The organism is Bradyrhizobium sp. USDA 4452 (genome assembly GCF_054063575.1).
Genome location: NZ_JBSSGK010000001.1, coordinates 4,112,281 through 4,135,079, shown reverse-complemented (window position 1 = coordinate 4,135,079; position 22,799 = coordinate 4,112,281). Strand labels below are relative to the sequence as shown.

The 22,799-nt window shown below is 64.7% G+C and carries 22 protein-coding genes; 14 read left to right on the top strand and 8 right to left on the bottom strand.

Features of this window, described 5'->3' with window-relative positions; all coding sequences use genetic code 11:
- Window positions 1-101: 101 nt before the first annotated feature.
- The gene (locus ACVISU_RS19810) at window positions 102-908 is read left to right on the top strand and encodes a UDP-2,3-diacylglucosamine diphosphatase (RefSeq protein ID WP_456710863.1); all 807 of its coding nucleotides are present in this window, start codon (window positions 102-104) and stop codon (window positions 906-908) included.
- Entirely contained in the window at window positions 908-1,942 is a 1,035-nt protein-coding gene (locus ACVISU_RS19805; protein WP_456708039.1) for a glycosyltransferase family 4 protein, read from the top strand. Before ACVISU_RS19810 ends, ACVISU_RS19805 begins: the two co-directional genes overlap by 1 nt.
- On the opposite strand, the gene ACVISU_RS19800 is transcribed toward ACVISU_RS19805, so the two are convergent.
- Both ACVISU_RS19800 and ACVISU_RS19795 read right to left on the bottom strand, forming a co-directional pair.
- Window positions 1,943-3,073 (bottom strand): threonine synthase, encoded by a 1,131-nt coding sequence (locus ACVISU_RS19800; RefSeq protein ID WP_456708038.1) that lies wholly within the window; start codon window positions 3,071-3,073, stop codon window positions 1,943-1,945.
- Between the two features lie 37 nt (window positions 3,074-3,110).
- Complete coding sequence (locus ACVISU_RS19795; protein WP_456708037.1) at window positions 3,111-5,156, bottom strand: acetoacetate--CoA ligase; 2,046 nt, start codon at window positions 5,154-5,156, stop codon at window positions 3,111-3,113.
- 185 nt (window positions 5,157-5,341) lie between these two features.
- Here ACVISU_RS19795 and ACVISU_RS19790 point away from each other — a divergent pair, with 185 nt between their 5' ends.
- Window positions 5,342-6,343, top strand: coding sequence for a glycoside hydrolase family 3 N-terminal domain-containing protein (locus ACVISU_RS19790; RefSeq protein ID WP_456708036.1), 1,002 nt, complete (start codon window positions 5,342-5,344; stop codon window positions 6,341-6,343).
- 96 nt (window positions 6,344-6,439) lie between these two features.
- Window positions 6,440-6,622 (top strand): hypothetical protein, encoded by a 183-nt coding sequence (locus tag ACVISU_RS19785; protein ID WP_050405482.1) that lies wholly within the window; start codon window positions 6,440-6,442, stop codon window positions 6,620-6,622.
- Between the two features lie 172 nt (window positions 6,623-6,794).
- Here ACVISU_RS19785 and ACVISU_RS19780 read toward each other — a convergent pair whose 3' ends face one another.
- Complete coding sequence (locus ACVISU_RS19780) at window positions 6,795-7,469, bottom strand: hypothetical protein (RefSeq protein ID WP_456708035.1); 675 nt, start codon at window positions 7,467-7,469, stop codon at window positions 6,795-6,797.
- A 76-nt stretch (window positions 7,470-7,545) separates the two neighbouring features.
- Window positions 7,546-7,977: a hypothetical protein gene (locus ACVISU_RS19775; protein WP_456708034.1), complete on the bottom strand. Its 432-nt coding sequence runs from the start codon at window positions 7,975-7,977 to the stop codon at window positions 7,546-7,548.
- 568 nt (window positions 7,978-8,545) lie between these two features.
- Between ACVISU_RS19775 and ACVISU_RS19770 the strand changes: the two genes are divergently transcribed.
- Entirely contained in the window at window positions 8,546-9,154 is a 609-nt protein-coding gene (locus ACVISU_RS19770) for a helix-turn-helix domain-containing protein (protein ID WP_456708033.1), read from the top strand.
- Window positions 9,155-9,212: 58 nt separating this feature from the next.
- Here the strand turns inward: ACVISU_RS19770 and ACVISU_RS19765 are convergent, their stop codons facing one another.
- From ACVISU_RS19765 to ACVISU_RS19755, 3 genes are all read right to left on the bottom strand, one after another.
- Window positions 9,213-9,461 carry a hypothetical protein gene (locus ACVISU_RS19765; protein WP_050405486.1) on the bottom strand — a complete coding sequence of 83 codons (249 nt, stop codon included), beginning with the start codon at window positions 9,459-9,461 and terminating at the stop codon, window positions 9,213-9,215.
- Window positions 9,462-9,617: 156 nt separating this feature from the next.
- A complete protein-coding gene (locus ACVISU_RS19760) occupies window positions 9,618-10,337 on the bottom strand; it encodes a Crp/Fnr family transcriptional regulator (protein ID WP_050405487.1) in 720 nt (239 codons plus the stop codon).
- Between the two features lie 193 nt (window positions 10,338-10,530).
- Window positions 10,531-11,241: a Crp/Fnr family transcriptional regulator gene (locus tag ACVISU_RS19755; protein WP_456708032.1), complete on the bottom strand. Its 711-nt coding sequence runs from the start codon at window positions 11,239-11,241 to the stop codon at window positions 10,531-10,533.
- Between the two features lie 556 nt (window positions 11,242-11,797).
- Here ACVISU_RS19755 and ACVISU_RS19750 point away from each other — a divergent pair.
- From ACVISU_RS19750 to ACVISU_RS19725, 6 genes are all read left to right on the top strand, one after another.
- Window positions 11,798-13,396: a flagellin N-terminal helical domain-containing protein gene (locus ACVISU_RS19750; RefSeq protein ID WP_456708031.1), complete on the top strand. Its 1,599-nt coding sequence runs from the start codon at window positions 11,798-11,800 to the stop codon at window positions 13,394-13,396.
- 409 nt (window positions 13,397-13,805) lie between these two features.
- Window positions 13,806-16,526: a hybrid sensor histidine kinase/response regulator gene (locus ACVISU_RS19745; protein WP_456708030.1), complete on the top strand. Its 2,721-nt coding sequence runs from the start codon at window positions 13,806-13,808 to the stop codon at window positions 16,524-16,526.
- Between the two features lie 22 nt (window positions 16,527-16,548).
- A complete protein-coding gene (locus ACVISU_RS19740) occupies window positions 16,549-17,034 on the top strand; it encodes a chemotaxis protein CheW (protein ID WP_456708029.1) in 486 nt (161 codons plus the stop codon).
- Between the two features lie 43 nt (window positions 17,035-17,077).
- Window positions 17,078-17,467, top strand: coding sequence for a response regulator (locus ACVISU_RS19735; RefSeq protein WP_050404428.1), 390 nt, complete (start codon window positions 17,078-17,080; stop codon window positions 17,465-17,467).
- A gap of 35 nt (window positions 17,468-17,502) precedes the next feature.
- A complete protein-coding gene (locus tag ACVISU_RS19730) occupies window positions 17,503-18,360 on the top strand; it encodes a CheR family methyltransferase (protein ID WP_050404429.1) in 858 nt (285 codons plus the stop codon).
- A 3-nt stretch (window positions 18,361-18,363) separates the two neighbouring features.
- Window positions 18,364-18,681, top strand: coding sequence for a hypothetical protein (locus ACVISU_RS19725; protein WP_050404430.1), 318 nt, complete (start codon window positions 18,364-18,366; stop codon window positions 18,679-18,681).
- Window positions 18,682-18,838: 157 nt separating this feature from the next.
- Here ACVISU_RS19725 and ACVISU_RS19720 read toward each other — a convergent pair whose 3' ends face one another.
- Window positions 18,839-19,147 (bottom strand): hypothetical protein, encoded by a 309-nt coding sequence (locus tag ACVISU_RS19720; protein ID WP_456708028.1) that lies wholly within the window; start codon window positions 19,145-19,147, stop codon window positions 18,839-18,841.
- Between the two features lie 152 nt (window positions 19,148-19,299).
- Here ACVISU_RS19720 and ACVISU_RS19715 point away from each other — a divergent pair, with 152 nt between their 5' ends.
- The 3 genes from ACVISU_RS19715 to ACVISU_RS19705 all read left to right on the top strand — a co-directional run bounded on the left by ACVISU_RS19715 (window position 19,300) and on the right by ACVISU_RS19705 (window position 22,715).
- Window positions 19,300-19,932, top strand: coding sequence for a response regulator transcription factor (locus tag ACVISU_RS19715; RefSeq protein ID WP_050404432.1), 633 nt, complete (start codon window positions 19,300-19,302; stop codon window positions 19,930-19,932).
- Between the two features lie 198 nt (window positions 19,933-20,130).
- Complete coding sequence (gene araD, locus ACVISU_RS19710; RefSeq protein WP_456708027.1) at window positions 20,131-21,870, top strand: L-arabinonate dehydratase; 1,740 nt, start codon at window positions 20,131-20,133, stop codon at window positions 21,868-21,870.
- 125 nt (window positions 21,871-21,995) lie between these two features.
- Window positions 21,996-22,715 (top strand): ribonuclease activity regulator RraA, encoded by a 720-nt coding sequence (locus ACVISU_RS19705; protein ID WP_456708026.1) that lies wholly within the window; start codon window positions 21,996-21,998, stop codon window positions 22,713-22,715.
- Window positions 22,716-22,799 lie beyond the last annotated feature (84 nt).

Sequence of the window (22,799 nt, the reverse complement as noted above, 5' to 3'; positions counted from 1 at the left end):
TCACGAAGCTTCTGGCGGGATTGGCCGAGGCCATGGCGGCTGCGTTTCGGCCGGACGGCGGCAATGCTGATCCTCAGCCGCATGGCCTGCACGCCGGCGCTATGCAGGCCATGCCGCGAGACGTCGTCAAGGTCAAGAGCCTGTTCGTCTCCGACGTCCATCTCGGGACCCGGGGATGCCAGGCCGAGCGGTTGATCGACTTCCTTCGTCACCATGATGCCGAAACTGTATTTCTGGTCGGCGACATTGTCGACGGTTGGCACCTGCGGTCGAACTGGTATTGGCCCTCAGCGCACAATGCGGTCGTGCGGGAGCTGATCGAACTCGCGCAACGCGGCTGTCGCCTGATCTACATTCCCGGCAATCATGACGAGTTCCTGCGTGACTATGCCGGCGCGGCGTTCGGTGGCGTCGAGATCGTCGAACGGGCGATCCATCGTGGCCTCGACGGCCGCGACTACCTCGTCGTTCACGGTGATCATTTTGATCTCGTGGTGCGCCATGCGCGCTGGCTCGCGCTGATCGGCGATGCCGGCTACCGGGCCGCGCTGGCCTGCAACGTCTGGCTCAACTGGATCAGGCGCCGATTTGGCTTCGGCTATTGGTCGTTCTCGTCCTGGGCGAAGTTGCGGGTCAAGAATGCGGTCAACCACATCGGCCGGTTCGAGGAGGTGCTGTCGTCGGAGGCCGCGCGCAGCAACGTTCAAGGCGTGATCTGCGGCCACATCCATCATGCAGCGCTGCACGATGATTTCGGCGTCCGCTACATCAACACCGGGGATTGGGTGGAGTCCTGCACGGGCGTGGTCGAGCGCTATGATGGGCAGTTCGAAATCGTCCGATGGACGGAGGCGCGCACGACGCTGGGTGCGGCAGAGCTTGCGCCGCTCGCGCAGGCGGCCGCCTGATGCGCGTGCTGGTGGCAACCGACGCCTGGCGGCCGCAGATCAACGGCGTGGTCCGCTCGCTTGAATATCTCGCCAGCGAAGCGCCGTCGCTCGGCGCGGAGATTAGGTTTCTGACGCCGGCCGATTTCCGCACCGTGCCGCTGCCCGGCTATCCGGAGATCCGGCTCGCGCTGCCGACGATCGGACGGATCGCGCGCGCCATCGCGGCTGCGCGACCCGACTCGGTGCACATCGCGACCGAAGGTCCGATCGGCTGGATCGCCCGTCATGTCTGCCAGACCCGCGGTTATCCGTTCACCACCAGCTATCACACGCGGTTTCCCGAATATCTCGCCGCGCGGTTGCCGGTGCCGCTGCGGTGGAGTTACGCGGCGTTGCGCCGCTTCCACAACAGCGGAGACGGCATCATGGTCGGCTCGCCGTCGCTCGAGCAGGCGCTGCAAGCTCATGGCTTCCGCAAGTTGATGCCGTGGTCGCGCGGCGTCGACGCCGAGCTGTTTTGTCCGCGTACAGAGCGGCCGTTCGCCTTCGCGGCGCCGGTGTTCCTCTATGTCGGCCGTGTCGCGGTCGAGAAGAACCTCGACGCCTTCCTCGGTCTCGACCTGCCGGGCTCGAAAGTCGTGGTCGGAGACGGCCCGCTGCGCGGCAGTCTGCAGGCCCGGTTTCCGCAGGTCCATTTCCTCGGCACCCGGACCGGACGCGCGCTCGCCGATGTCTACGCGTCCGCTGACGTCATGGTGTTTCCAAGCCTGACCGATACGTTCGGGATGGTGATCCTCGAGGCGCTGGCCAGCGGCCTGCCGGTTGCGGCTTTTCCAGTGATGGGACCGCTCGACGTGATCGGCAAGTCAGGCTGCGGCTGTCTCGATCACGATCTGCGTCGCGCGGCGCTCAATGCGCTGCATGTGCCGCGCGAGAAATGCCGCGCCCACGCCCTGACCTTCACCTGGCGGGAGAGCGTGCGGCAGTTCCTCGACAATATCGGGCGAGCGCACGCCTCGCCGGCGCGCGCAGCCGTCGCGGGAGCGGACTGACTAGCTGCCGAGAAGCTCCGTGATCATCCCGGCTGCCTTGATCCCGGTCCCGCTGATGATGACGACGGTGCGCTCCGAGGGGCGGAGCGCGCCGCGGTCCTTCAGGACGTCCAGTGCCGCGGCGGCCGAGGCCGAGGTCGGCTCGACGAACAGACCGGTCCGCGCCATCCGCTTCAATGCGGCGACGATGCCGTCTTCGGAAATCGCGACCGTGCCGCCGCCGCTCTCCTTCAGCGCCGCGATCATCTGCTTCAGGCGCAGCGGATGCTTGATCGCGGTGCCTTCGGCGATGGTCTTGCGGACCGCGCGATCGACCGGCGTGTCGACACCGGCCGCGAAGCTGGCATCGACCGGCGAGCAATTGAGCGGCTGCGCGGCGAACAGCCGCGGCAGCTTCGTGATCTGCCCGGCCGCCAGCAGCTCCTTGAAGCCGATATAGCAGCCGAGCAGGCTGCTGCCGGCGCCGACCGGCATGATGACGTTGTCGGGCGCGGTGAAGCCAAAATCTTCCCAGATCTCGTAGGCCAGCGACTTGGTGCCCTGCAGGAAGAACGGCTGCCAGTTGTGGCTGGAGTAGAAGATCTGCTTCGACTGGCGGATCGCTTCCGCCTCGGATTCCTCGCGCGGGCCTTCGACCAGCTGCACCTCGGCGCCGAAGGCGTGCATCTGCGCCACCTTCATCGGCGATGTCGTCGCCGGCGCAAGGATCCTGACCCGCATGCCGCCCGCCGCGCCGTAGGCCGAGACGGATGCGCCGCCATTGCCGGAAGAATCCTCCAGCACCGCGTCGACGCCGAGCTGGCGCAGGAACGACAGCATCACGGTGGTGCCGCGATCCTTGAAGCTCGCGGTCGGGTTGAACCATTCCAGCTTGAAATGCGGCCGCAGGTCGCCCCACGGCTTCTCGACCGCAGGCGTGCAGCCTTCGCCCATCGTGATCTGCTGCCTGATCTCGACCGGCAGCGCCGCGCGATAGCGCCACAGCGACCGCGTCCCGCGCTCGACCTCGTCGCGGGAGATGCCGGGCAGCGGCGTAACGAGCAGCGGCTTGCCCTCGTCCGAGCACCAGCGCGGAACATCCAGCGGATAGAGTTTGCCGTTGAGCGGGTCGATATAGCTGGGTGATGACATGTCGTCACATCCTGAACATGTTTGGCCCGCGCCGGCGTTATGCCGCGCCGGCCTGCTTGCTGAGATAGGTCTTTGCGAAGTCGAGGTACCAGTCGAGGCAGCCGGGATTGGCCATCGCATCGCGGTTGATGACCTTCTCGACGGGGTGCCCGAGCAACAGCTTCTTGACCGGCAGCTCCTGCTTCTTGCCGGACAGCGTGCGCGGAATTTCCGCGACCACGAAGATGTCGTTGGGCAGGAAGCGGCGCGACAGCCCGGCCTCGACCGCCTTGTTGATCTTCGCCTTCATCGCGGCATCCAGCGTGACGCCCTCGCGCAGCACCACGAACAGCGGCATGTAGCTGTCGCGGCCGAGATATTCGAGATCGACGACCATCGAATCCAGCACCTCCGGCAGCGCCTCGATTGCCGAATAGAGCTCGCTGGTGCCCATCCGCAAGCCGTGGCGGTTGATGGTGGCGTCGCTGCGGCCGTAGATCACGCAGGAGCCGTCGGGATTGATCTTGAGCCAGTCGCCATGCCGCCACACCGGGCCGCGGCCAGAGCCATCGAAATTGTCAGGATAGGTCTCGAAATAGCTCGACAGATAGCGCGCGTTGCCGGGGTCGTTCCAGAACCGCAGCGGCATCGAGGGCAGCGGCTCGGTGCAGACGAGCTCGCCGACCTCGTCGATCACGGCGCGGCCCTGCTCGTCGAACGCCTCCACTGCGCAGCCGAGCAGGCGGCATTGCATGATGCCCGGGGTCTGCGGCAGCTCGCGATTGCCGCCGATGAAGGCGCCTGCGAAGTCGGTGCCGCCGGAGATATTGGCCCACCAGATGTCGGCTTGCGCGGCGTTGCCGTTGCGCTTGGAGAGCGCGGCGAAGCGTTCGTTGAACCAGGCCTGCGTGTCGGCTGAGAGCGGCGAGCCGGTCGAGCCGAGTGCGCGCAAACCCGAGAGGTCGCCGACCTCAGCGAGATCGATCTCGGCCTTGGTGCAATTGGCGAAAAACGCTGCGCCGGCGCCGAAGAAGGTCGCCTTGGCGTCGGCGACGAAGCGCCACAGCGTGGTCCAGTCCGGCTTGTCCTTGGTGCCGCCGGGGCTGCCGTCGAAGATGCAGCAGGTCGTGCCATTGAGCAGGCCGTTGGCCTGGCAGTTCCACATGATCCAGCCGGTCGACGAGTACCAGTGGAAGCGTTCGCCCAACGAGTTCGGGTGGTAGCTGCAACCGATGTCGTTGTGCAGGGTCGAGAGCGGCAGCGCCACGACGATGATGCCGCCATGGCTGTGCAGGATCGGCTTCGGCAATCCCGTGGTGCCCGAGGAATAGACGATCCATAGCGGATGATCGAACGGCAGCCATTCCGGCTCGAAGGCGTCGATCTCCGCGCTCTCGCCCGCGAGGATGGACGACAATCGCGTCTCCGACGTCGCGGCATCGCTGTGCAGGATGACATGATCGACCGTCGGCAGCGCCCGCCGCAATTCCTCGATCACGCCTTGCCGGTCATGGCGCTTGCCCGCATAGCTCACGGCGTCGCAGGCGATCAGCACTTTCGGCTCGATCTGCTTGAAGCGGTCGATCACCGCGGGCGCCGCCATGTCGGGCGCGCAGACGCTCCAGATCGCGCCCAGGCTCGCGGTCGCCAGGAACGCGATGATCGTCTCGGGGATGTTCGGCAAGTATGCCGCGACGCGATCGCCGGCGCGGACGCCCTTGGCCTTCAGATGCAGCGCCAGCGCTGCCGATTTGCGCTGCAGCTCGGGCCAGCTCGTCTCCGAGAGCTTGCCGTCCTCGCCGCTCGAGATCAGGGCCGGCAGGCCGGCGGCATGCGCCGGCGCGACGTGCCGGAAGACCTGGCGCGCATAGTTCACCGACGCGCCGGGAAACCACACCGCGCCCGGCATCTTGCGCGCGGCCAGCACCGCCGAATGCGGCGTCGGCGAGCGCAGGTCGAAATAATCCCAGACGCTCTGCCAGAAGGCGTCGATATCGGTCACCGACCAGCGCCGCATCGCCTCGAAATCCGCAAACGCGAGGCCGCGCGTCTGCTGCAGCCAGTCGCGGTACAGGGCCATTTGCGGGACGTAAGGTGCGGTCATGGGCGTTTCCGAAGTTTCTTGTGGGGCGGCCGGCGCGATCGCGGCGTGCCGGCATGTCTTAACATGGTGATGCGAGCGCGGGGAACGCAGTCGCGCAGCAAGCTGGCGTCATATTCTTACCGCCGTCGCAGCGTGCTATTCCGTCTGTATGGGCTGATTCCATGCACATCCGATAGCGAGCGGCCATGTCCGTCGGCGAACTCTTCATCCTGGGCTTCTACGGCAAGGTCATCCCGCTTTGGTTGAAGGAATTTGCCGCGCAGTTCGGGCTCGGCGGGGTGATCCTGTTCGATTACTCCTGCCAGACCCGACAATACGACAACAATGTCGCATCGCCGGCGCAGCTGCAGTCGCTGTGCGCCGAGATCGCGGCGCTGCCGTCGCAGCCGCTGGTCTTCATCGACCAGGAGGGCGGCCTGGTGCGCCGGCTCAAGGACGGCCTCGGCTTTCAACCGCTGCCGAGCGCGAAAGATTTCAATCGGCTCTCACATGCGGAAAAGCGCGCGATCCTGGCCGCAAGCTATGGCGAACTGCGGCGGCTCGGTATCCGCTACAATTTCGCGCCGGTCATCGACGTCGACTACAATCCCGACAATCCCAACATCGGCAAGATCAAGCGGTCTTATTCGTCCGAGATCGGCGAGGTCGAGGCCAACGCCCGCCTGGTCGACGCTGCGGCGCGGCAGGCAGGCGTCGGCCTTTGCCTGAAGCATTATCCGGGCATCGGCGGCGCGCATGTCGATTCACATCTGGAGTTCATGGACATTTCCGATGCGCTGCGGCCGGAGCAGGAAGAGCTGTTCTACGCCTTGGCCCCGGATATCTTCGGCGATGCGGTGCTGGTCAGCCACGCCATCGTCCGTCAGTGGGACGCCCAGCGCCCGATGACTTTGTCGCCGGCCGGGATCGGCCGGCTTCGCCGCCGGCTGCCTGAGACGCTGCTCATCACCGACGATATGCAGATGCAGGGGCTGCAGAAGGCGCTCGGCACCAGCGCGGCCAGCCTGCAGGCGATCGCCGCCGGCATGGACATGATCTGCATCGGCAACAATCTATTCGACGAGGAGCGGGCGATGACCGGTATCGCCGCCGCGATCGCGGGTGCGGTGCGAGAGGGATCGCTGGATCAGGCCGCGCTGCGCCGATCCATTGCGCGGGTGCAAAAGCGCAAGGCACTGCTCGTCTGATTGCATTGAACCAAATTTTGCGCCGGGCGACCACAAGGAGCGGAACCAAACTTCATTACCGCGATTTAACACAGACGCTCATCGGGGCTAACAACCATGAAGATGCTCAAGCGTCTCTTCCGATTGACCTGGCTACGCCGCGTCGCACGCAACCCAGCCGACTTCCCGCCTGCCTGCATCGATCCCGACGAATTCAGCCGCCTGCTTTGCAGCGGGCGCCGCGAGGATTTGCGGACACTGGCCAAGCGGCTGAGCCAGCGCTCGCGGGCCCACGCCTAAAGCATGATCCGGAAAAGTGCGAAGCGGTTTTCCGAAAAGATCGTGCTCAGTCAAAAAGCTAAAGCGCGTGACGATTCAACCTAATCACATCGCGCTTTAGGCCGCGGAGCAGGTCCAATGGTAAGCCGGTTCTGACTGAGCCGGAACCGGCACGTCGGGGCGTGCTCTTCGTCTAGTCCTGCCCCCAGGCGGACAATGCCGAGGTGAAAGCGGAATCTCCCGCAGCCCCTTTTTCGACCGCCAGGATCGCGCGGTGCTGATTGCCGTCGACGATCGCGATATCGAACCAAGCTCGCTCCTTGAGCGCCAGCAGGTTGCGCTGCCGGTCGACCTGGCCATTCGACAGGCCGATCATGAACATATTGTCGGTGACCCTGGCGGAAATGCCGGCGAGCGCGGTGCCTCGTCCCTGCTCGGTCGATTTCGTCAATATCCCCGCCACGTTGTTGATGCGCTGCCCGATGTATCCGGGGACCGGCACGAATGTCAGCTCAATCAGATGGCTGGCCGGAAGCACCTTGTCCGTGTTGCGCTTGAGCGTCAGCGTCATCTTGAAGCGCTTCGGGATGTCGACGTCGGCGAGCACGATCGTTTCATCGGGCGCGCCGGCCGATTTGATCGTATCGGTGTGCCAGACGACCGAACCCAGCAGCTTCCGGCCATACGGATCGCTCGTGTCCTCCTCGTACAACACGGCCCAGGCGGCGAAGGGCGTGGTATCGTCGGCAGCAGCGGGCGCTCGGCCCGGATGGGAGGCGATCGACGCCAGCAAGGCAAGCGCGAAGGCCAGTCGGCCGCGCAGCCGGCGCCTGCGGGGCGCGCTTGAGGTACGCTCGGTTCTTGTCATGATTGGACTTCCGTCGCCGCGATGGCCTTATCTACCGAAGAGTGAAAAGTCCAGCAAGCGCACCTGACCCGACCGGTCACTGCTTCGCCTTCTCGTGATTGCCGATGCCGACCGCCTTGTAGTCGTAGGTCGGATAGAACTCGGTGTGATAGGCGCCCCAGGCGCTGTTCTCGATGACGCGATTGACCTCGCGCAGCCGCGATGCCGGCAGCCGCAGGGTCACCACCTGCCCGACTCCCATCATCACATACCAGCTCACGACCTCGACACCATCCGGCGGAAACGCCTTGTAGAAGCCCTGCCGCTCGAGCTGCGCATTCAACTCGCTGAGCGGGCGCGACTGATCATGCTTGAAGAAGATGGTGACCATGATCGCGTTGTCCGACGTCGGCGCCGCATTGCCGGTCGGCGCGGTCTGGGCACGCGCGCCGGTGCCGAACAGCAGCGTTGCGGCGAGCGCCGCAATCGCCGTCCAGGATGCATTCCGCCCGTTCCGCCCTCGCTTCATTGCCGTGCCCGTTTGTTGTTGATCGAGAGGCGGCGATCATCGCGGTGCATGCCGGGGCTGTAAATTGACATTCACCTGACCCGACGCCCCCCAACCTGCCCCGGGGCCGATGTGACCCGCCTCATACGGGCTCGGTCCAACGTGCGGTAAGCCGACGCGATCCCGGTGTCCGGAGGGATGATCGATGTCGACCCGGCGAATGGCGTTTTGGTGGTTCAGGTTCGTCCTTTCGGGACGCTTCCTGCAGAAATTCCTTCGGCTCCGGCGCCCTTGATGCCCGATAGGCGGCGCGAATCCTGCCCATTCAGCCCAAAGAAAGGGAGCGGATGCGCCAGGCAAAGCCCTTTTGGAAGGTAAAAATCCACCAGCGGGATAACGGGAACGGAACGCCCCCAGCGTCCCGTAAGAATACTGTAGTTCGACTCGGATAAGCGAGATTCGTTGCCAAATCAGCGGTAATCTGCGCCTGCTTGGCGGGTCGGGGCCTATGGTCACAGTTGCGTCACCCGTAGTTTTACGGAGTCCCGTGTTAACGCGGCCACAAGTTCACCTTCGGTAAACCATACTTATGACGCAACATGACAACCTAGCCGAAGCGCGCCTTCCGACATGGATGGGCGGAACCGCGACGCTCGAGGCGCAGCCGCCCGAGATTGCGGGAACTGCTGCGCCGCGAGCGCAGGTGACCGCGGACGCCGGTGCGGCGATCGTCCGGCAGTTCAACGGGCCGGTGACGGCGCTGCTGCTCTATATGAACGAGCTCAAACAGCACAGTCAGCAGTTCGCGCATGCGCCCGGCAACGGCGTCTATTTGCGGCAGGTGATCGAGAACGCGCTCGAGCAGACCGAGCGGGTGTCCGCGATGCTGAAGCAGATCTCCGATCTCTATCCGAATGCGATTCCGGCCAGCGATCTCAGGCCACAGCTTGACGACAAGCCGGCAGGTGCCCGGTCGCCCGAGGTCATGTTCACGCCGGAGGCAGGCCGCAAGCCGCTGACCAAGCGCGAGCGTGAGGTGCTCAGCCTGATCAGCGACGGCTATTCCAACAAGCAGGGCGCGCTGCGGATGAACATCAGCCCGCGCACGTTCGAGAGCCATCGCGCCGAGGCCATGCGCAAGCTCGGTGCGCGCAACACCGCAGATCTGGTCCGCAAGGCCTTGTTGCATTCCGCATAAAGCGTTTTGAAGGGAAGCTGCCCCGCACTCGATGCGGGTGGGTACCGGTTCGCGGCTTTCAGAAATCGTCTTCCGCGGCGAAGCACAGGCGCGGCGCGGGCCGCGCGGCTGGGACGGACGACTTCGGCTCGTCCGGGACGATCGTGACCACCCATGCCGCCGTCGCGCCGGACTTGCTTTCGACGATCGCGCGCACGCGTCCCGTGACCGTCGCGCCGGCTGACCTGACGGTGGCGGGCCGGCCGTTGAACTGGGCCATGCGGAAGCGCCGGGCTTCCTTCCGGTCGGTGGTCTCGTACGTGAACATCGGCTCCCCCGTGCGTCGACGCGACTTTGCGGATGTAGCGTTATCCGACGGTGAAAATCGCACGCCGTAGAAGTACGGCTTGTACGCCGGCGGGAGCGTTGTTGTGCGAAGCGGGTAGCGGTTCGCGTGAGCAAGACGCGTCAAGAATGGCGAGCGCTAGCCGCCGGTTTCCTGGCAACTCAGCAGCCGCGCATATTGCGCCTTGACCGTGGCGTAGCACTCGCACGCGGTCCGGATCAGCCCATCCGCATTGGTGATCTCGATATGGCCGCGGCTGTAGTGGATGAAATTCGCCTGTTGCAAGGTATGTGCGACCAGCGACACGCTGTTGCGCCGTGCGCCGATCATCTGCGCCATTGCCTCCTGCGTCAGGGCGATCTTGTTGCTGCCGGAGAGATCGCGCGTGTGCAGCAGGCACCGGGCCAGCCGCGACTCCACGGTGTGCGCGGCGTTGCAGCCGGCGGTCTGCTGGATTTGGGCATAGACGGCGAGACCGTGCCGAATCAGCATCCCTCGCAGGGTCGGACTCTGGCCGGCGGCCGCCCGCAAGGCTTCGACCTCGATCGTCGAAGCGACGCCCGGCACCAGCACCACGGCGCTGTTCAGCGTGGGGGCTTCACCGAGCCCCGCGAACGCACCGTAGATACTGCCGCGGCCGACCATCGCGATCTGGACGCACACGCCTCTGGCCAGTTTGACCACCAGCGAGATCACCCCCTTGTGCGGCATGTAGGTCCGCTTGAGCATCGCGTCGGTCTCGATCAGGACCGAATCGGCGGCGAGGTCGACCGTCCGCAAATGGGGCCGGATCAGCTCAAAATCGCTCTCCGCGAGCGAAGACAGAAATCCGTTGGGCGATCGCGGAACCGTCTCCAAAGCAACCTCCTGCCTCCCGGCAAAGTTTGTCTCTGGTCATCGGGGCTGACGCGTGCAGCTGGGCTTGCTTGCAACCTATTCTGGCATGACTCGGTTCCAATGGAAACACATCTTGGTTCCATTAGGAACAGCTATCGCCACAGGATCGCGTTGTGTTGTCTGGCAAATCAGTTGAGCGTCTGCGCGCCCGCGATCAATCTTCCGGCCCGATCAATTGTTCGGCGTGCGCCTTTACGGTCGCATAACATTCACACGTCGCCTTCCGCAGGCCCTCGATATCGGTGATCTCGATATGGCCGCGGCTGTAGCGCAGGATGCCGGCCTGCTGAAACCCATGCGCGACGATCGAAACCGCATTGCGCCGTACACCGATCATCTGCGCCAGCATCTCCTGGGTCAGCGGCAAGGCTTCGCTGCCGCACAGGTCGCGTGCGCGCAGTAGCCAGCGCGACAGCCGCGCCTCCACCGGATGCGACACGTTGCAGGCGACGGATTGCTGGGTCTGCGCCATCAGCGCCTGCTCATAGAGAGCAACCAGGGTCCGGAATTCCACGCTGCGATTGGCGGCTTCGCGGAAATCTTCCGCCCGCATCATCGATGCCGTGCCCGGCACCACCACGATCGCATCGGCGAGCGGCGGCCGCTCACGCAGGGCGGCGGATGCGCTGACGATGCCGTCACGACCGATGGTTGCAATTTCGACGGATTGCCCGTCGGACAGATTGACCATCATCGAGACTACGCCGCCGTGCGGGAAATACACCCGCTGCACCAGCGCACCTGCATCGGCGAGCACCGTTTCCTTGGTCAGGTCGACGGTTTCCAGAAGGGGATGAAGTTGCGCGTATTCCGTGGAGGGAAGTGCTTGCAACAGACGATTGGGCGGACGCGGTACCGCGGTCATTGGAGCTCCTGCCGAGGGCGGGAGCACTACGGTCTCGCATCACCTACTCTTGGCGTGTGGAGTGCGAACATAGCTTGCCTTTCCAATAGCACAAGGGTTGTGGTGCGAACTCTATACCCTCTAGGGGGCAGACGGTCTGCAACCGCATCGGCCTGCGCGGCGTTCGAGGCGATTCGAATGCCGCGCCTCCAGGACGAGACGGTTGCGACATTGTCCCGCATTTATTGATTTCCATTAACTCTCACGCGTATCCAAGCGTGTGTCGTCGCGGTTGCCGTTGCGGATGTCGAAGCCCGCGGCAAGGAGTGCGAGCATGTGCGCAAGTGCCGCAAAAGCGAGGACAAATTCGCTGTCACGAGATCGATCCGGCGGCGAACTGGCGCCGTCGAACCGGGCGTCTGCGCGGTGGCCGCATCATTACCGGCAAAGCCGTTCTGGGTATTTGTACGGAGCAGCCCCTTAACGAACGGGTAGCGCGGACGGACCAGTGTGGCATCGGTCGCCGTGCGAAATTTACGGCGTCGCGTCAATCGTGTTCATCCAGAAGGGTATCAGTATGTCCGGCATCGTCCTTTCGTCATCGGTCCGTCAGAACCTGCTTTCGCTGCAGTCGACGGCCGACCTGCTCGCCACCACGCAGAACCGCTTGTCCACCGGCAAGAAGGTCAACACTGCTCTCGACAATCCGACCAACTTCTTCACGGCGCAGTCGCTCGACAACCGCGCCAGCGACATCAACAACCTGCTGGACGGCATCGGCAACGGTGTGCAGGTGCTGCAGGCCGCCAACACCGGCATCACCTCGCTGCAGAAGCTCGTCGACAGCGCCAAGTCGGTCGCCAACCAGGCGTTGCAGGCCGCAGTCGGCTATTCCCAGAAGTCGCAGGTGACGACCGCCGTGATCACCGGTGCCACCACCGACGATATCCGCGGCACCGCCACCTACAGCAACGCCACCCTCGCCGGAACGGTCGTCAACAACAATCTCTCGACGCCCGCGCCGATCACGGCCGCCACCAAGCTCGTCACCGCGACCAACTCCGATACCCTGGCGGCGACCCCGACCGGCACGATCAGCGTCAACGGCAAGTCGATCACGTTCTCGACCTCGCAGACCACGTCGACGACCGATGCGTCCGGCAACGTGACCCTCGGCACCGGCGTGGGCAGCACGTTGACGGTCGGCGACCTGCTCACCGCGATCGACGGCATCACCGGCGCAACCACCGCCTCTACCGTATCGGCTGGCGCGCTGCAGATCAGCACCGGCGTCAACCAGGACCTCAACATCTCCGGATCGGGTCTGGCCGCGTTCGGCCTCACGGCCACGACCAAGGCACGTACCGTGGCGACGCCGTCGCCGCTGGATGGCCTGACGCTGACGATCGGCGCGACTGGCAACGGCACCGCCACCAACATCACGTTTGGTAGTGGCGCAGGACAGGTGAAGTCGCTCAACGACCTGAACACCCGTCTGGCGGCCAACAACCTGCAGGCCTCGCTCAGCGCAGCCGGAGCGCTCACCATCAGCACCACCAACGATGCCGCGTCCGCGACCATCGGCACCATCGGTGGCACGGCGGCTGCTTCCGGCAAGCTGTTCAACGGCCTTGCGGGCAGCGCCCCGGTGCAGGATCCGAATGGCCTGTCGAATCGCGCCAACCTGGTCAATCAGTACAACAACATCCTGGACCAGATCACCACGACCGCCCAGGATGCGTCGTACAACGGCATCAACCTGCTCAACGGCGATCAGCTCAAGCTGACCTTCAACGAGACGGGTTCCTCGACGCTGAAGATCCAGGGCGTCACCTTCGATGCCTCCGGCCTCAACCTCACCAAGCTGACGGCCGGCACGGACTTCATCGACAACGCTTCGGCCAACGCCACGCTGAAGACGCTCAACAACGCGAGCGGCCTGCTGCGCACCCAGGCTTCGACCCTGGGTTCGAACCTGTCGATCGTGCAGATCCGCCAGGACTTCTCGAAGAACCTGATCAACGTGCTGCAGACCGGCTCGTCCAACCTGACGCTGGCCGACACCAACGAGGAAGCGGCCAACAGCCAGGCGCTGTCGACCCGCCAGTCGATCGCGGTGTCCGCGCTGGCGCTGGCCAACCAGAGCCAGCAGAGCGTTCTGCAGCTGCTCCGCTAAGCGTAGCCGCAACAGACGACTGATATCGAGGCGGCGGAGGAAACTCCGCCGCCTTCGCTTTTGGGTTCGCTTAACCATGCCGACGGTTTCGACCCATGCGCAACCCCCGCTCAACCTTTGGGCGACCGCGTCCTGACGCAGGCGGATGCCATAGCCGCCAGCGTTCCGCCGGGTCCGAAGGTCCCTCAATCTCATTTCGTTTAAATTGCGACGATAGGTGGAACGGGCTCTTTCCCGTCCGGGTGGTAATGGTCTGTTGCTGTGAAGCAGGCCGCGAAGTCGTGATGCGTCATGCTTGAAGGGCTTCATCGTCCGTATTTGCACGGACGACAAAATTAACGTCGCCGTGAAGCCGGCCAAGTTATCGATGCGAGGCGTGCGTTCCGTAGCACCTTGAGGGGACCTATCCATGGACGATCTGTTGCGCGAGTTCCTGACGGAGAGCAGCGAGAGCCTGGATACGGTCGACAACCAGCTGGTGCAATTCGAGCAGGATCCGAACAACGCGAAGATCCTGGACAATATTTTCCGGCTCGTGCACACGATCAAGGGGACCTGCGGCTTCCTCGGACTGCCGCGGCTGGAAGCGCTGGCGCATGCCGGCGAGACGTTGATGGGCAAATTCCGCGACGGCATGCCGGTGAAGGCGGAAGCCGTGACGCTGATCCTGTCCTCGATCGACCGCATCAAGGAGATCCTCGGCGGGCTCGAGGCGACCGAGGCCGAGCCCGAGGGCAACGACCGCGACCTGATCGATCAGCTCGAGGCGATGGTCGAGCACGGGATGGCGGCGATGGCGGCTGCTGAAAAAGATGTGCCTGTGGTCGAAGCGCCGTCCGTGCAGGCCGCGATGAGCGAAGGCACGCTGGTGGTGCAGACGCTGGAGCGCCCCTTACGTCCGGGCGAGGTCTCGCTCGACGAGCTCGAGCGCGCCTTCCGCGAGACCGAGATCGAAGTCGCAGCACCGACGCCGGTCGCCAAGCCCGTCGCCGCCGCGCCTGCTGCCCCCGCCGCCGAGCCGGCTGAGGCCGCCAGGAAGCCGGCCCGCAAGGTCGCCACCGAGGATGTCCAGGAAGGCGACAAGATCGCCAACCAGTCGATCCGGGTCAACGTCGACACCCTCGAACACCTCATGACCATGGTCTCCGAGCTGGTGCTGACCCGCAACCAGCTGCTGGAGATCTCCCGCCGCAACGAGGACACCGAGTTCAAGGTGCCGCTGCAGCGGCTCTCCAATGTCACCGCCGAGCTGCAGGAAGGCGTCATGAAGACGCGGATGCAGCCGATCGGCAATGCCTGGCAGAAGCTGCCGCGCATCGTCCGCGACCTCTCCGGCGAACTCGGCAAGCAGATCGAGCTCGAGATGCACGGCGCCGACACTGAGCTCGACCGCCAGGTGCTCGACCTGATCAAGGACCCGTTGACGCACATGGTGCGCAACTCCGCCGATCACGGCCTGGAGACCACCGCCGAGCGTCTCGCCGCCGGCAAGGGAGAGCAGGGCACCATCCGCCTGTCCGCCTATCACGAGGGCGGCCACATCATCATCTGCATCGCCGACAATGGCCGCGGGCTCAACACCGAGCGGATCAAGGCCAAGGCGCTTCAGAACGGTCTCGTCACCGAGGCCGAGCTCGAGAAGATGACCGAGGCCCAGATCCACAAGTTCATCTTCGCGCCGGGCTTCTCGACCGCGGCGCAAGTCACCTCGGTGTCCGGCCGCGGCGTCGGCATGGACGTGGTGCGCACCAATATCGACCAGATCGGCGGCACCATCGACATCAAGAGCGTGGCCGGCGAGGGCGCTTCCGTCACCATCAAGATCCCGCTGACGCTTGCGATCGTCTCCGCCCTGATCGTGGAAGCCGGCGGCGACCGTTTTGCGATTCCGCAATTGTCCGTGGTCGAGCTGGTGCGGGCCCGCGCCAACTCCGAGCACCGCATCGAGCGGATCAAGGACACCGCCGTGCTGCGCCTGCGCAACAAGCTGCTGCCGCTGATCCATCTGAAGAAGCTGCTCAAGATCGACGACGGTGCGTCGACCGCCGATGCCGAGAACGGCTTCATCGTGGTGACGCAAGTCGGCAGCCAGACCTTCGGCATCGTGGTCGACGGCGTGTTCCACACCGAGGAGATCGTGGTCAAGCCGATGTCGACCAAGCTGCGGCACATCGACATGTTCTCCGGCAATACCATTCTGGGCGATGGCGCCGTGATCATGATCATCGATCCCAACGGGATCGCCAAGGCGCTCGGCGCGTCCGGCTCCTCGGCCCATGACATGGCCGACGACAATGCCAGCGCACATGCCAATAGCGGCGAGCAGCTGACCTCGCTGCTGGTGTTCCGCGCGGGCTCCTCGCAGCCCAAGGCGGTGCCGCTCGGCCTCGTCACCCGGCTGGAGGAGATCGCAACCGACAAGATCGAGCTCTCGAACGGCCGCTACATGGTGCAGTACCGCGAGCAGCTGATGCCGCTGGTGCAGATGGCCGGGGTCGAGGTGCAGACCCAGGGGGCGCAGCCGATCCTGGTGTTCGCCGACGACGGCCGCTCGATGGGGCTCGTGGTCGACGAGATCATCGACATCGTCGAGGAAAAGCTCAACATCGAGGTCGCAGGCTCCCAGGACGGCATTCTGGGCTCGGCCGTGATCAAGGGCCAGGCCACCGAGGTGATCGATGTCGGCCACTTCCTGCCGATGGCGTTCGCCGACTGGTTCTCGCGCAAGGAGATGCGCCCCTCGGCTAGCGCGCAGTCGGTGCTGCTGGTCGATGACAGCGCCTTCTTCCGCAACATGCTGGCGCCGGTCCTGAAGGCCGCCGGCTACAAGGTGCGGACCGCACCGAATGCCCAGGAAGGGCTCGCGGCGCTGCGCTCGGGGCAGGCGTTCGACGTCGTGCTGACCGACATCGAGATGCCCGAGATGAACGGCTTCGAGTTCGCCGAGAACATCCGAAGCGACCACAACCTGGTCGGGCTGCCGATCATCGCGCTGTCGGCGATGGTGTCGCCGGCGGCGATCGAGCGCGGCCGGCAGGCCGGCTTCCACGACTATGTCGCCAAGTTCGACCGTCCCGGGCTGATCGCGGCGCTGAAAGAGCAGACCGCCGAACTGCGCCGGGCGGCCTGAGCGGATGCAAGGAAACCAATCGATGACCAGCAAGACCGAGACCAGTGAGGGCGCGATGGCCGAATACGTCACCGCCGTGATCGGCGGGCAGCTGTTCGGGCTGCCGATCTCGCGGGTGCAGGACGTGTTCATGCCGGAGCGGCTGACGCGGGTGCCGCTGGCCTCCAGCGAGATCGCCGGCGTGCTCAATCTGCGCGGCCGCATCGTCACCGTGGTCGACATGCGCGCCCGGCTCGGGCTGCCGAAGGCCGACGACGGCCAGTTGCCGATGGCGGTCGGCGTCGACCAGCGCGGCGAATCCTATGGCCTTTTGATCGACCAGATCGGCGAGGTGTTGCGGCTGCCCGACGACGGCCGCGAGGACAACCCGGTCAACCTCGATCCCCGCATGGCCAAGCTCGCCGGCGGCGTCCACCGCCTCGACGGCCAGCTCATGGTCGTCCTCGATATCGATCGCGTGCTCGAACTGGTGCCCAAGATAGCTTCCAAGACACTCGCTGCAGCGTAACGCTCCGCCGCGGAGACGGCGGACTCTACAAGGAGGCCAACCTATGAAGACATGTCTTGTCGTCGACGATTCCGGTGTGGTGCGAAAGATCGCGCGCCGCATCCTCGAGGGAATGGAATTCACTGTCATCGAAGCCGAGGACGGTGCGGTCGCGCTCGAAGCCTGCAAGCAGGCGATGCCGGACGCGGTGTTGCTCGACTGGAACATGCCCGTGATGGACGGTTTCGAATTCCTCGTGCAGCTCCGCCGCATGGCCGGCGGTGACGTGCCGAAGGTGGTGTTCTGCACCACCGAGAACGGCATCGACCACATCTCGCGCGCGCTGCATGCCGGCGCCAACGAATACATCATGAAGCCGTTCGACAAGGACATCGTGATCGCGAAATTCCAGGAAGTGGGTCTGCTGGCGCTCGATACGCCGGCCGAAGCCTGACACCCAGTTTCACCCTTTGCCTTTGCGAGGCTCCCGTGACGCCCCCCGACTACGAGTATCTGCGTAAGCTCCTGAAGGACCATTCCGGTCTCGACCTGTCCGCGGACAAGCAATATCTGATCGAGAGTCGCCTGCTGCCGCTGGCGCGCAAATGCGGCCTGTCCGGCATCCCCGACCTGGTCGCCAAGATCAGGGCCGGCTCATCGACGCACACCGTCCAGGTGGTCGAGGCCATGACCACCAACGAGACCTTCTTCTTCCGCGACAAGGTGCCGTTCGACCATTTTCGCGACACCATCATGCCTGAAGTGCTGAAGGCGCGCGCCGCGCGCCGCAGCGTCCGGATCTGGTGCGCCGCCGGCTCGACCGGCCAGGAGCCCTATTCGCTGGCGATGTGCCTCAAGGAAATGGGCGCTGCGCTTGCGGGATGGCGGGTCGAGATCATCGCGACCGATCTGTCTCAGGAGGTGCTGGAGAAGTCGAAGGCCGGCATCTACAGCCAGTTCGAGGTACAGCGCGGGCTGCCGATCCAGATGCTGGTCAAATACTTCAAGCAGTCGGGCGAACTCTGGCAGATCAATCCCGAGTTGCGCGCGATGGTGCAGCATCGTCAGCTCAATCTGCTGCACGATTTCTCGCAGCTCGGCACGTTCGATGTGGTCTTCTGCCGCAACGTGCTGATCTATTTCGATCAGGACACCAAGATCAACATCTTCAACCGGCTTGCGCGGCTGATGGAGGCCGACGGCTTCCTGGTGCTCGGCGCCGCGGAAACCGTGGTCGGCCTGACCGATACGTTCAAGCCGCTTCCCGAGCGTCGCGGCCTGTACCGGCCGAGCGGGGTGCGGGCGTCACTTGCGATGCCGAAGGCTGCCATGGCGGTCGGATATTGAGCGATGACGGAGGACGGCAAATCCATTGAGCGTGTCACGTTCAGCCGCGGCGTCGATGTCTGCATCATGGCCATCGACGGCACCTGGCGGCGCGACTGCCAGCTCAATGCCATCTCCGACAATGACGCGGCGCTGACCGTCGAGGGTTCCATTCAGGGGCTCAACCTGAAGGAGTTCTTCCTCCTGCTGTCATCGACCGGGCTCGCCTATCGCCGCTGCGAGCTGGTCCGCGTCAACGGCACCGAAATGGACATCAGCTTCCTCAAGGGCAAGCCGAGCAAGCGGCGGTCGGGCTCCGACGAAGAGCGAGCCAGAGCCTGACGTGCCGAGGGCCTGACCTCAAGAAGGCTTGACCCGGCCGGGCGGGCGATGCCTGCCGCCAATCCGAACCTGGAACAGATCGTCGCCTCGGGGGTTGGGCCCGTCGTCGGCACAATCTGCATGATGGCACCGAATTTTGGTGGCGGCAGTCTGCCTGTCAGTTCAGCAGACGCGCCGGCGCCTGTGGATCGCGTAGCCGATCGAGCGCCATGCCGAGATTGGCGTCGCAGGCCTTCAGGACCGTGGAGGCCCCCGCGTAGCGCGGGGTGACATCGTCAAGCACGAAGATGTCGGCGGCTGCGTCCTGCTCGGCCAGAAGTGCCTCGCGCGCAATCGCCGCCTCGATCAGCCGCAGGCTGGCCTGGACATGGCCAATCAGCGCGACCAGGTCCGTCACGATCAGATTGTAGGGATCGCTGCCCTCGTCCAGGCTCGCCGAAACACCGCCCGCCGCTGCATTTTCCATGCATGTTTCTCCACTGCCACCCTTTTAGGGAACGCGGTGCTACTTGTGCGTTAAGCGGACGTCCCGTACAAATACGGGTCCATTGATCGAGATGGTCGAGTTACTTCTTGTGCAGTCTGGGCAGCACGCTTCACCACTGATGGACGATGCATATGGCTGAGAATGGCGCTCCTCGCGGAGAAATCTTTGTAGTCGACGACGACCCCGCCGTTCGCGAGACGCTTTCCGTGGTCCTGTCGACGGCTGGCTACAAGGTGATCTGCTTTGCGGACGGCGCTGCGCTGCTTGCGGTGGCGCGCAGCCGGACGCCCGCCTGCATCCTGCTCGACGTGCATATTCCCGGCAAATCCGGCCTCGATATCCTGAAGGAGTTGCACGGCGAGGATTATCCGGCGCCGATCTTCATGATCTCCGGCCAGGGCGACATCACGATGGCGGTCAGCGCCATCAAGAACGGCGCGCTCGACTTCATCGAGAAGCCGTTCCGCGGTAACGAGATCGTCAGCCGCCTCAATGAGGCGATCGACGCCTATACCAGGCGCCAGGCCGAGACCTCGGCATCGCGCATCGCCGCGCTGCACTTTCCCGGCCGCGAGCCGCTGACCCGCCGCGAACGCGAAGTGCTCGAGCAGTTCACCGCGGGCGCCTCCAACAAGGAGGCCGGGCGTCATCTCGGGATCAGCCCGCGCACGATCGAGGATCACCGCGCCAACATCATGAAGAAGCTCGGTGCGCGCAACGCCGCCGACCTCGTCCGCATCGTGATGACGGCGCAGCAAAAGTAAGCCCAAAGCCGGGTTTGGCCCGATTTTCACATCGTTGAATTTGTGCGGCGCACGTCCAGCGAACGGCACATCTGCGCCGTGCGCGGGACGACACGTCCGCAAATCCTGTATATGCGTGGCGCAGGGCATACGCGCCGGGGCGCGCGCGTGCGAGCAATTCGATACACGCAATACCAAAACACATATGGCGCATCCAAGATGACCAAGAAGAACAAGACCCCGGATCAATTGCGCAGCGCGCGCTGGTTTGCGCCCGACGATCTCAGGGCCTTCGGCCATCGCTCGCGTGCGATGCAGATGGGCTACGCGCCGGAGGAATGGCGCGACCGGCCGGTGATCGCGATCATCAACACCTGGTCGGACGCGCAGCCCTGCCACATGCACTTCAAGAGCCGGGTCGACGACGTCAAGCGCGGCGTGCTGATGGCCGGCGGCTTTCCGCTCGAGTTGCCGGCGCTGTCGCTGTCGGAATCGCTCTTGAAGCCAACCACCATGCTCTACCGCAACATGCTGGCGATGGATGCCGAGGAGCTGCTGCGCGGCCATCCGGTCGACGGCGTGGTGCTGATGGGCGGCTGCGACAAGACCACGCCGGGCCTGCTGTTAGGGGCCACCAGCATGAACCTGCCGGCGATCTATCTGCCGGCCGGGCCGATGCTGCGCGGCAACTGGAAGGGCAAGACGCTCGGCTCGGGCTCCGATGCCTGGAAGTACTGGGACGAGCGTCGCGCCGGGAAAATCTCCGACAAGGACTGGGTCGACATGGAGGCCGGCATCGCCCGCAGCTATGGCACCTGCATGACCATGGGCACCGCCTCGACCATGACCGCGATCGCCGAAGCGATCGGCATGACCTTGCCCGGCGCTTCGTCGATCCCCGCGGCCGACGCCAACCACATCCGGATGAGCTCGGAAGCCGGCCGCCGCATCGTCGAGATGGTCTGGGAGGATCTCACTCCACAGAAGATCCAGACGCGAAGCGCGTTCGAGAACGCGATCACGGTCGCGATGGCGATGGGCTGCTCGACCAACGCGATCATCCATCTGATCGCGCAAGCGCGCCGCGCCGGCCAAGACATTTCGCTTGATGATTTCGAGAAGGCGAGCCGCAAGGTGCCCGTGATCGCCAATGTGCGGCCGAGCGGCGACCTCTATCTGATGGAGGATTTCTTCTATGCCGGCGGGCTGCCCGGTCTGATGAGCCGGATCAAGCAGCATCTGCATCTCGATTGCATGACGGTGTCGGGCAAGACGCTCGGCGAGAACATCGCAGGCGCCGAGGTCTACAATGACGACGTCATCCGCACCGTCGACAACCCGATCTACAAGGAGGGGGCGCTGGCGGTGCTGAAGGGCAATCTCGCGCCCGACGGCTGCGTCATCAAGCCGAGCGCCTGCGATCCGCGCTTCCTCAAGCATACCGGACCGGCGCTGGTGTTCGACGACTATCCATCGATGAAGAAGGCGATCGATGATCCCGATCTCGACGTCACGGCCGATCACGTGCTGATCCTGCGCAATGCCGGGCCGCAGGGTGGGCCCGGCATGCCGGAATGGGGCATGCTGCCGATCCCGACCAAGCTCGTGAAGCAGGGCGTGCGCGACATGGTGCGGCTGTCGGATGCGCGGATGAGCGGCACCAGCTACGGCGCCTGCATCCTGCACGTCTCGCCGGAATCTTATATCGGCGGCCCGCTGGCGCTGGTAAGGAACGGCGACCGCATCACGCTCGACGTCGCCGCGCGCACCATCGATCTCGACGTGCCGGAGGCGGAGCTGGCCAGGCGCCGCGCGGAATGGAAGCAGCCCGAACAGCGCTTCGGCCGCGGCTATGGCTGGATGTTCTCGAAACACATCAAGCAGGCCAATGAAGGCTGCGACTTCGATTTCCTCGAAACCGGCTTCGGCAAGCCGGTCGGAGAGCCGTCGATCTATTGACGCTGTCATTCCGGGGCGCCGCGCAGCGGCGAGCCCGGAATCCATTTCCCCGCACAACATGCGGCCCGATGGATCCCGGGTTCGCGCTGCGCGCGCCCCGGAATGACGAAAGAAAGGAGCACACCATGTCCAAACTCAGCGACACCACCCGCAACAAGCTGAAATCCGTCTCCACCGCGACCGTCGCCACCGCGCTGTTCAAGCGCGGCTTCCGCATCCAGATGATCCAGGATATCCACCCCTTGAGCCCGGACCAGCCGGTCATGGTCGGCGAGGCCTTCACATTGCGCTACATGCCGGCGCGCGAGGACCTCAACACCATCGAGGTGTTCCGCGATCGCAGCCATCCGCAGCGCAAGGCGATTGAGGATTGCCCGCCGGGCGCGGTGCTTGTGATGGACAGCCGCAAGGATGCGCGCGCGGCCTCGGCCGGCGCGATCCTGGTGACGCGGCTGATGAAGCGCGGCTGCGCCGGTGTCGTCACCGATGGCGGCTTTCGCGACTCGGCCGAGATCGCGCGGCTCGGCTTCCCGGCGTTTCATCACCGCCCGAGCGCGCCGACCAATCTGACGCTGCATCAGGCGATCGAGATCAACGTGCCGATCGGCTGCGGCGACGCGCCGGTGTTTCCGGGCGACGTAATCCTCGGCGACGGCGACGGCGTGATCGTGATCCCGGCGCATCTCGCCGACGAGATTGCGGATGAGACCTTCGAGATGACCGCGTTCGAGGATTTCGTCACCGAGCAGGTTCAGAGCGGCCGCGGCATCTTCGGCCTCTATCCCGCGACCGACGAGCAGACGCTGAAGGATTTTGCGGCCTGGCGGAAGGCGAAGGGGCGGTAGCGTCTCGCCCGCGCGTAGCCCGGATGGAGCGCAGCGTAATCCGGGATTGTCGCAGCCGGCACGAAGGTCCCGGATTTCGCTACG

What these genes read in the sequence shown, in the direction of transcription:
- ACVISU_RS19805 (WP_456708039.1), top strand. Translation starts at nt 908, where the DNA reads ATGCGCGTGCTGGTGGCAACCGACGCCTGGCGGCCGCAGATCAACGGC.
- ACVISU_RS19795 (WP_456708037.1), bottom strand. Translation starts at nt 5,156, where the DNA reads ATGACCGCACCTTACGTCCCGCAAATGGCCCTGTACCGCGACTGGCTG.
- ACVISU_RS19765 (WP_050405486.1), bottom strand. Translation starts at nt 9,461, where the DNA reads ATGTTCACGTACGAGACCACCGACCGGAAGGAAGCCCGGCGCTTCCGC.
- ACVISU_RS19785 (WP_050405482.1), top strand. Translation starts at nt 6,440, where the DNA reads ATGAAGATGCTCAAGCGTCTCTTCCGATTGACCTGGCTACGCCGCGTC.
- ACVISU_RS19755 (WP_456708032.1), bottom strand. Translation starts at nt 11,241, where the DNA reads ATGACCGCGGTACCGCGTCCGCCCAATCGTCTGTTGCAAGCACTTCCC.
- ACVISU_RS19715 (WP_050404432.1), top strand. Translation starts at nt 19,300, where the DNA reads ATGGCTGAGAATGGCGCTCCTCGCGGAGAAATCTTTGTAGTCGACGAC.
- ACVISU_RS19740 (WP_456708029.1), top strand. Translation starts at nt 16,549, where the DNA reads ATGACCAGCAAGACCGAGACCAGTGAGGGCGCGATGGCCGAATACGTC.
- ACVISU_RS19800 (WP_456708038.1), bottom strand. Translation starts at nt 3,073, where the DNA reads ATGTCATCACCCAGCTATATCGACCCGCTCAACGGCAAACTCTATCCG.
- ACVISU_RS19725 (WP_050404430.1), top strand. Translation starts at nt 18,364, where the DNA reads ATGACGGAGGACGGCAAATCCATTGAGCGTGTCACGTTCAGCCGCGGC.
- ACVISU_RS19790 (WP_456708036.1), top strand. Translation starts at nt 5,342, where the DNA reads ATGTCCGTCGGCGAACTCTTCATCCTGGGCTTCTACGGCAAGGTCATC.
- ACVISU_RS19780 (WP_456708035.1), bottom strand. Translation starts at nt 7,469, where the DNA reads ATGACAAGAACCGAGCGTACCTCAAGCGCGCCCCGCAGGCGCCGGCTG.
- ACVISU_RS19735 (WP_050404428.1), top strand. Translation starts at nt 17,078, where the DNA reads ATGAAGACATGTCTTGTCGTCGACGATTCCGGTGTGGTGCGAAAGATC.
- ACVISU_RS19775 (WP_456708034.1), bottom strand. Translation starts at nt 7,977, where the DNA reads ATGAAGCGAGGGCGGAACGGGCGGAATGCATCCTGGACGGCGATTGCG.
- ACVISU_RS19705 (WP_456708026.1), top strand. Translation starts at nt 21,996, where the DNA reads ATGTCCAAACTCAGCGACACCACCCGCAACAAGCTGAAATCCGTCTCC.
- ACVISU_RS19720 (WP_456708028.1), bottom strand. Translation starts at nt 19,147, where the DNA reads ATGGAAAATGCAGCGGCGGGCGGTGTTTCGGCGAGCCTGGACGAGGGC.
- ACVISU_RS19810 (WP_456710863.1), top strand. Translation starts at nt 102, where the DNA reads ATGCAGGCCATGCCGCGAGACGTCGTCAAGGTCAAGAGCCTGTTCGTC.
- ACVISU_RS19750 (WP_456708031.1), top strand. Translation starts at nt 11,798, where the DNA reads ATGTCCGGCATCGTCCTTTCGTCATCGGTCCGTCAGAACCTGCTTTCG.
- ACVISU_RS19770 (WP_456708033.1), top strand. Translation starts at nt 8,546, where the DNA reads ATGACGCAACATGACAACCTAGCCGAAGCGCGCCTTCCGACATGGATG.
- ACVISU_RS19745 (WP_456708030.1), top strand. Translation starts at nt 13,806, where the DNA reads ATGGACGATCTGTTGCGCGAGTTCCTGACGGAGAGCAGCGAGAGCCTG.
- araD (WP_456708027.1), top strand. Translation starts at nt 20,131, where the DNA reads ATGACCAAGAAGAACAAGACCCCGGATCAATTGCGCAGCGCGCGCTGG.